The organism is Psychrobacter sp. UBA6739 (assembly GCF_002453835.1).
GTDB classification, from domain to species: domain Bacteria; phylum Pseudomonadota; class Gammaproteobacteria; order Pseudomonadales; family Moraxellaceae; genus Psychrobacter; species Psychrobacter immobilis_A.
This window is the reverse complement of record NZ_DKHR01000043.1, coordinates 22,224-28,333: the sequence shown is the minus strand read 5'-3', so window position 1 is coordinate 28,333 and position 6,110 is coordinate 22,224. Positions and strand designations below refer to the sequence as shown.

Here is a 6,110-nt window from a genome sequence, read left to right as displayed (position 1 = left end):
AGCCTTCTTTGCGTTCAGTGCGTGCCAGTGCGTATTCTTCATGGCTATTAGGATGCAAAAATACAGGGAAATCTGCACCCACTTGCTGGAATTCTGCATCAAGCATTTCTGCAACAGTTGCACCAACGACGACAAAATCTTTATCTTTAATAGGACGTGCTAACAGTTGATCGCGTACCGCGCCGCCGACAAGGTAAATTTGCATGAATGCCTCTATCTTTTATTTTTATTGAGCCAGTGATGACTGTTACTGAATAAGGCTACGTTGCGTCTTAGCCAATGTATAACAAGCAAAAAAAACCAGTCAACGCTATTTAATATCATTGACTGGTTTTAGTATAGCAGACGGTCTCTATAAATGAATAACAGAGACCATCTCGATAACACATACTACTAGGTAGCGCAGGATATATTACTGATTTTCGCTCGCCAAATCTTGAGCTTCAGTAACGGAAAGAGCAGTCATATTGACGATACCACGTGCAGTTGCTGATGGTGTGAGAATATGTACCGGTTTGCTAGTACCTAATAAAATAGGACCAATAGAGGCGCTACCAGTTGCTGTCTTGAGTAGGTTAAAGGCAATATTTGAGGCGTCAAGTGTTGGCAAGATGAGCAGATTTGCAGCACCTTTCAACGGACTTGATGGCATGTTGTTTAAACGAATATGTTCATTCAACGCGGCGTCACCTTGCATCTCGCCGTCGAATTCAAAGTCTACATTCATATCTGTCAGCAGTTCATAGACCTTGCGCATTTTTACAGCACTGGTGCGATTTGAAGCGCCAAAGTTAGAGTGAGAAACTAGTGCGACACGTGGTGTAATGCCAAAGCGACGTAACTGATCAACCGCCAAGACAGTCATTTCAGCCAATTGTTCAGCCGTTGGATCTTCGTGGATATAAGTATCGGCGATGAAAATATTACGATCTTGCATGAGTACCGCATTCATAGCATAGAAGTCATTCACACCTTCTTTTTTGCCAATAACGCTTTGTACATATTTTAAGTGCAACTGATAATGGCTAAACGTACCACATACCATACCATCTGCAGCGCCATTTTCGACCAATAGTGAGCCAATCAATGTGGTCTTACGACGAACATCACGGCGAGCAAGTTCAATACTCACACCAAGACGTTTGTTCTTCTCGTAGTAACCCTGCCAGTAGTCTTTATAACGAGGATCGTCATCGATATTGACGATAGAGATGTTCACACCATCTTTTAGACGTAACCCTAGTTTTTCGATATTGGCTTCGATGACTGAAGGACGACCAATTAAAATAGGTTGGGCTAGCTTTTCATCAACGACCACTTGCACAGCAAGTAAGATATTATTGTCTTCACCTTCACAGTAAACGATGCGTTTTGGATCGGCTTTAGCGCGAGCAAAGATTGGTTTCATCACGAATGCAGAGTTATAGACAAACTCAGACAGACGCTGACGATAAGCTTGCATATCAGCGATAGGTAAGGTTGCAACGCCTGAGTCCATCGCAGCTTGAGCGACCGCAGACGCGATCTCGATGATTAGGTTTGGCTCTAAAGGTCCTGGAATCAAGTAATCACGACCGAAACTTTGCATTTTTTCAATGTTTCTAGCGCTGGTGGTCGGCGTTGCTTCAACGTGTGCCATCGCAGCGATAGCTCTTACACAAGCAACTTTCATCTCTTCGTTAACAGTCGTGGCACCAACATCTAATGCGCCGCGGAAGATATAAGGGAAGCATAAAGCGTTGTTTACTTGGTTTGGATAGTCTGAGCGACCCGTTGCCATGATGACATCTGGACGTACGGCGTGCGCCAATTCTGGCATGATCTCAGGCGTTGGGTTAGCAAGTGCAAAGACGATAGGGTCTTTTGCCATACGGCGAACCATATCTTCAGATAACGTACCAGGCATCGATAGACCAAGGAACATATCGACATCATCCATCACTTCGTCGATAGTGGTCGCAGTCGTCTCACGCGCATAGCGCTGTTTGGTTTCGTCAAGATTTTCACGGATAGTCGTAATGATACCGCGTGAATCTGAAACAAAGATATTATTTTTGTTTACACCAAGTGCGCAAATAATATCTAAACAAGAAATGGCGGCGGCACCGGCACCTGAACAGACGATTTTAATCTCTTCGATTTTTTTGCCAGTAATCAATAGCGCGTTGAGCATCGCTGCTGCAACAATGATTGAAGTACCATGTTGGTCATCATGAAATACTGGAATGTTCATGCGCTTACGTAATTCGCGCTCAATTTTGAAACATTCTGGTGCTTTGATGTCTTCTAGATTGATGCCACCGAAAGTAGGCTCAAGAGAAGCAACGGCTTCGATGAATTTATCTGGATCATTTTGCGCAATTTCAATATCAAAAACGTCGATACCTGCGAATTTTTTGAATAAAACCCCTTTACCTTCCATTACAGGCTTCGATGCCAATGGCCCGATATTACCTAGACCCAGTACCGCTGTACCGTTGGTGATAACACCAACCAAGTTGCTACGGGCGGTATATTTAGCCGCTAACGTCGGATCTCTTTGAATCTCAAGACAAGGAACTGCCACACCTGGTGAATAGGCAAGTGCTAAGTCACGTTGGTTTGCCAACTGCTTAATAGGGGTGACAGAGATTTTACCTGGACGTGGGAACTCATGATAATGTAAGGCAGCTTGTTCAAACTGCTCTTTTTCTGTACTAAGGTTATCCGTATTCAAAGTGGTATCGTCATTCATAATAATTGCCATGGTTAGAATAAATTGGAATAAAGTAAATGGAGATAAAAATAACGTTTTACCCTCAAAAAATCATGGAATAATAATCCTCTAAGGGCAACGTGACGCTAAACAGTTAATAATTTAAAGTGTCAGGATTAGCGATTAAGCATTGAGCCAAAAAAGTAATCTAGTGGAATAGTTATTCTAGCACTATTGCCAATTCACTGCCTAGTCAGCTGCCGTGAACGGCAAGAATAATATAGTAAAATGATATTCATTATTTAGCCAATTAATAATGCCAAAAAATAGGGTTAAATATCAACCTTAATCTTATAATGTTTCAAAATATTACAGAATAGCAGTTTAATAACATATCATTAAGACGAGCAACTAATCGGCATTTGCGGCGCATGTGGGGTAGGCGGCATCGTGTCGAGAAGGGTAGCGATTGCTTGTACCTGATAAGGGTTAGCCAGTAAATCGAATACTCGATTCACTTCTTCGAACTGTCCTTGTTCTGCTGCCGTAATGGCACGCTGCGCCATACTATTACGCAGTACATAAACAGGATTATTGTGCTGCATATCATCGATAGCTTGCTCAAGTGGCAGCTGCTGTATTTGCGCCATATAACGAGTCGACCAATCTTGCCAGACTTGCTGGGCATCATCGCTAAGCTCATTCGTCATGGTTGACAATAGCTGCTCTTCATAATGGTGCCCATTCGGCGCGACCAAACCGAGTAGCGCACGGAAGCTATTGGTATAGTCTAGCAAGTTGTCTTCTAGTAAGGTTAGCCATTCAAAAGCCAAGGTTAAGCTCTCTTTTGCATGCGTCAGCCCAAGCTTGAGGCACAGTCCTTGCTGATAGTGCTGCATAAAGGTTGGCTCATAAGGCGCTAGACAGTCTGCTAACGCCTCACGTGTTACGCCCTCTAAGCGCATAAAATGTGGCAGCCAAGCATTGAGATTCCAGTGACCGATAGCTGGCTGGTTTTGATAAGCGTAGCGACCAGTATGATCAGAGTGGTTGTTGATCCAAGCAGGGTTGAAGCGCTCCATAAAACCAAATGGACCAAAGTCTAAGGTGCTACCAGTGATAGAGAGGTTGTCAGTATTCATCACGCCATGCGCAAAGCCAATCAGTTGCCAGTCAGCAATCATTCGTGCGGTTCGCTCAACCACCGTGGTTAAAAATGTCAGTATGGGAGCGTCACTATCACGGCACTCTGGATAATAAGTGTCGATCATATAATCAGTGAACTCAGCGAGTAAATCAGGAGCAAAGCTGGCAATCCACTCGATATGACCTAAGCGAATGTGACTATCAGCCACGCGCATCAATGCCGCACCTGCTTCCATGCGCTCACGGCGCACCCTCGTATTGGAGACAACAAATCCCAAAGCATTAGAGGAAGGAACACCTAATTGTGTAAGGGCATGACCACATAAATACTCGCGAATAGTACTGCGCAAGACAGCGCGACCATCACCCATCCGCGAGTAAGGCGTCAGACCAATGCCCTTAAGGTGCAAGTCTTGCAATTGATTATTGTGATCGAGCACTTGTGCCATTAGCAAGCCGCGCCCATCACCCAATTGGCCTGCCCATTGTCCAAATTGGTGACCCGCATAAACCATGGCCAATGGCTTAAAATCCGCTGGCACGTATTGACCACCGAGTATCTCTACCCAATGTGTCATTAAATCTTCATCATTTGTCCAGCCTAACTGCTGCGCAACTTGCATGTTGAAGTGTCCAGCACGTGGATTGTCCAGCGGCGTTGGCGGTTGCTCATGATAAAGGCGAGTGTCTAGATTGACATAGGTATTTTGATAGCGCATACAAGCCGTTCCTGCTTTTGAAATATAAGTAAAGTGTAGGGGCGATAAAAGCACTATAGCATAGCCTTGATATTACATCGTTTCACTCTGTCCATCTCTTGTAATAGCGCACCCAAAAACCATTAGTAATATTGAATGCATTTAGCCTATCAAACAAAGATATTGCTTCCACCTATCTTTTTTATTTTCATAAATCAATGTTCGACACGATCTATAAAAGATGAGCAAAAAAATCCCTCTATCTGCTACAAATAGAGGGAAGGAGAAGCTTTACAATTATTGTTCATCACAAAGGTAATAAAATACAGCTAAATAATCAGCAATTATGCCGCTTTTTTACTGATACCAATCGAGCGAAACGCGGTTTTTAAATTGCTATTATGCTCAAGAATTTTTTGTTCAATCTTAGCATAGTCGTGCTTTAGCTCATCTTCCACTTCATGCAAGCGATCGGCATATTCTGTCTTTTTCAGCTCAATCGTTTTGGCTTTGAGCGCTTGCCATTCTTCAACAGTCTGCATAAAGGCATCATATTCAAACTTAATACGATCTTGGAAGCTTTTCATGGCATGAGGAAGATCAAGACCGCCCACTGCTGCCGTATCAATCTGCTGCTGTGCCGCTTTAAATTGCATTTGTACTTCTGCATGCTTGATAGTGGTGTCATCAACGGTACGTAGCTCACTGGTTAAGCCCAGCTTTGATAGGCCAGCAATCAACCATTTAGTAGGATCATACTGCCACCATTTTACGCCGTTACGATAGTCGTATTGGAAGAAGTGATGGTAGTTATGATAACCCTCACCCCACGTAAAGATAGCTAAGAAGAAGTTATCGCGAGCAGTATTGGTATCCGTATAAGGACGCGTGCCAAACATATGACATAGCGAGTTAATAAAGAAGGTAAAGTGGTGCGTCAGTACTAGACGTAGTAAGCCTACGATGACCAAAGTACCCCAAACATCACCCAATAACCAACCGATCGCAGCGACCACACCGATGTTTAATGCCGCAACCCATAAACCGTAATATTTATGCTGAATCTGTAAGGTTCTATCTTTGGTTAGGTCAGGGATATTTTTATAGTCAAATTTACCGCTAGGATAATTGCGTAGCATCCAGCCCATATGACTAAAGAAAAAGCCACGCTTTGCTGAGTACGGGTCTTCTAAGCGGTCATCGACATGACGATGATGCGTACGGTGACCAGAAACCCAATCAAATGCTGAACCTTGTACGGCAAAGGTGGAACCTAGCAATAAAAAGTTTTTGACGATTGGATGCGCTTTATAAGCACGATGCGATAGCAGGCGATGATAACCAGCGGTAATACTAATGCCTGTCCATACCATAAAGGCACCAAATACGCCCCAAACTGGCGCGCTAACATCATGAGTAAACAAATACCATGGTGTAATGATCGCAGCAGCAATAGGTGTGGCTACCAAGATAGTCGCTGGAATCCAGTTGATCGGCGCTTTTGTAAACTCAAACTCGCGCATATCAATGCTGTCTTTTTTAGTAGAGACATCTTGCTCTCCCGCAGCATG

3 protein-coding genes and 1 pseudogene are annotated in these 6,110 nt (G+C 43.6%); all 4 read right to left on the bottom strand.

The window, feature by feature from the left end:
* Window positions 1–205, bottom strand: a pseudogene (locus B2575_RS09685) (tRNA nucleotidyltransferase); the annotation flags it as partial.
* Between the two features lie 207 nt (window positions 206–412).
* Window positions 413–2,734 carry an NADP-dependent malic enzyme gene (locus B2575_RS09680; protein ID WP_060491229.1) on the bottom strand — a complete coding sequence of 774 codons (2,322 nt, stop codon included), beginning with the start codon at window positions 2,732–2,734 and terminating at the stop codon, window positions 413–415.
* Window positions 2,735–3,093: 359 nt separating this feature from the next.
* Entirely contained in the window at window positions 3,094–4,560 is a 1,467-nt protein-coding gene (locus B2575_RS09675; protein ID WP_296241641.1) for a protein adenylyltransferase SelO, read from the bottom strand.
* A gap of 323 nt (window positions 4,561–4,883) precedes the next feature.
* The gene (locus B2575_RS09670; protein WP_201539756.1) at window positions 4,884–6,062 is read right to left on the bottom strand and encodes an acyl-CoA desaturase; all 1,179 of its coding nucleotides are present in this window, start codon (window positions 6,060–6,062) and stop codon (window positions 4,884–4,886) included.
* Window positions 6,063–6,110 lie beyond the last annotated feature (48 nt).